The 2178-nt window shown below is 37.0% G+C and carries 3 protein-coding genes; all 3 read left to right on the top strand.

Annotated features, from left to right (window positions below; translation table 11 throughout):
• The first annotated feature begins 267 nt into the window (after positions 1-267).
• Positions 268-756: a bifunctional 2-polyprenyl-6-hydroxyphenol methylase/3-demethylubiquinol 3-O-methyltransferase UbiG gene (locus FJR37_RS25630; RefSeq protein WP_254434672.1), complete on the top strand. Its 489-nt coding sequence runs from the start codon at positions 268-270 to the stop codon at positions 754-756.
• 232 nt (positions 757-988) lie between these two features.
• Positions 989-1765 carry a glycosyltransferase family 2 protein gene (locus FJR37_RS25625; protein ID WP_168467474.1) on the top strand — a complete coding sequence of 259 codons (777 nt, stop codon included), beginning with the start codon at positions 989-991 and terminating at the stop codon, positions 1763-1765.
• A 30-nt stretch (positions 1766-1795) separates the two neighbouring features.
• Positions 1796-2032, top strand: coding sequence for a DUF2281 domain-containing protein (locus FJR37_RS25620; RefSeq protein ID WP_168467473.1), 237 nt, complete (start codon positions 1796-1798; stop codon positions 2030-2032).
• Positions 2033-2178 lie beyond the last annotated feature (146 nt).

Raw genomic sequence — 2178 nt, 5'->3', positions numbered from 1 at the left:
AGACGCTCACACTACTTTCAAACTGCTAGTTAGCGATCGCCCCTTAGTTATATTTTATAAAATATATTACCCCCCTTAACTTACCAAATAACCTCCTAAAACAAATGACTACCACACCCAACCAATACGAATATTCCTATCAAAATAGTCAAGCTGGACACCATCATAGTTATTTGCTAAAACCACTTATAGAAATGATGTCAGAAATGCTACCCCCCCAATAAACAAAAACCTCGGATTTTAGATATTGGTTGTGGTAATGGTAGCTTGAGCAATTTCCTCGCACAGCAGGGTTATGAAGTTGTTGGTGTTGAAGAGTCTGAATCAGGTGTAAAATTGGCTAATCAAACTTTTCCCGATTGTCGCTTTATTCAAGGTAGCATTTACGATTTACCATACTCCGAACTAGGAGACAACTTTGATATTGTAATTTCTATTGAGGTAATTGAGCATTTATTTTATCCTAAAGAATTAGTCAGAAGCGCTAAAAAATGCCTCAAACCCAATGGTGGGTTAATACTTACCACACCCTATCATGGTTATCTAAAAAACCTAGTTATGGCTGCTACAGGGAAAATGGACAACCATTTTACCGCTCTTTGGGATGGTGGTCATATCAAGTTTTTTTCTGTACCAACTATGACGGCTTTACTTAAATCAGAGAACTGTACAAATATCAAGTTTAAGTTTGCGGGTAGATTTCCCTATCTTTGGAAAAGTATGTTGTGTTCTTGTAGTCTGTCAAATTTATTTTGACGGGGTTTTGGTAGTGCGGGCATCTTGCCCGCGTGAGCGAGACGCTCACACTACAGTCCATGATTTTTATCTTGACAAACTACTAGTACAGCACGGCGTAAATAAAACAACCATTCTCAATCACTAAAAAGCTTACGTCATATTATTTTTGACTTTTGACTTTTGACTTTTGACTTCCGCCTTGCGGTACTAGTACCATAGTTCAATAAAAAGAATTTATTTAAATATCCTAATGTTAGAACAAATTACTCCTCTCATCCTTACCTATAACGAAGAAAATAATATTAATCGTACCCTAGAAAAACTCAAATGGGCAAATAGAATCATTGTTATTGACAGTTATAGCACAGATAAAACATTAGAGATTTTGTCTCAATATCCTCAATTAGAAGTATTTCCTAGAAAATTTGATTCATTCGCTAGTCAATGCAATTATGGACTGTCAAAAATCCCATCAGAATGGGTATTATCTCTAGATGCAGATTATATATTAACCGATGATTTAATTCGGGAAATTACATCTTTACCAATAGAGTCAGATATAAATAGCTATAGTGTCAGGTTCAAATACTGTGTTTTTGGTAAACCCTTACGTGGTACTTTGCTTCCACCTCGCAAAGTCCTTTATAAAAGGGAAAAAGCAATCTATCAAGATGATGGACACGCCCATAAAGTGATTGTACAAGGTAAATCTAGTCAATTATCAGCATACATTTACCACGACGATCGCAAACCATTGAATCGTTGGTTATGGGCGCAAGATCGTTATATGGTAATTGAAAGTAAAAAACTTCTAGAAACACCAGATCATGAACTTAGTTTAGGCGATCGCCTTCGCAAACGCAAAATCCTCGCACCTTTAATCATCTTCATCTATTGTCTCATCCTCAAAGGTGCTATTCTCGACGGTTGGCATGGATGGTATTATACATTTCAGAGAGTTTTAGCAGAAATTTTGCTGAGTATACATATAATTGAAGCAGAGAAAATAAATATTCAGCGAACCTAAAACTAAAAAACTACCAACCCCGACGGTAATATGACAACCCAAATTATCCCTAAGCCAGAGATACTACTCAATAAAATCCAAGCACTTCCTCCAGAACAGCTTCAGCAAATTGAAGACTTTATTGAGTTCCTTACCCAAAAGTATGTCCACCCAAACATTAAAGACATTATTCCCCAACCACCTCGGACTCTCGGACTTCAAGAAGGTAAAGGATGGATAAGCGAAGACTTTAACAATCCCCTCCCGGATGAATTTTGGCTCAAATAACCTGCTCTTGATTACTAGGAGTTAGTCTGATGGTAAATACACTGGTTTTTGAAGTTTCCCAAGAAGAAGATGGGGGATTTGTTACTGAATGTCTCACCGAGGACATTTTTACCCAAGGAGATTCTTGGGAAGAACTCAAAGCCAAA

Source organism: Aphanizomenon sp. UHCC 0183, assembly GCF_009712065.1.
Classification (GTDB): domain Bacteria; phylum Cyanobacteriota; class Cyanobacteriia; order Cyanobacteriales; family Nostocaceae; genus Dolichospermum; species Dolichospermum heterosporum.
The sequence above is the reverse complement of the archived record's forward strand: the minus strand, read 5'-3'. Positions and strand labels throughout refer to the sequence as shown.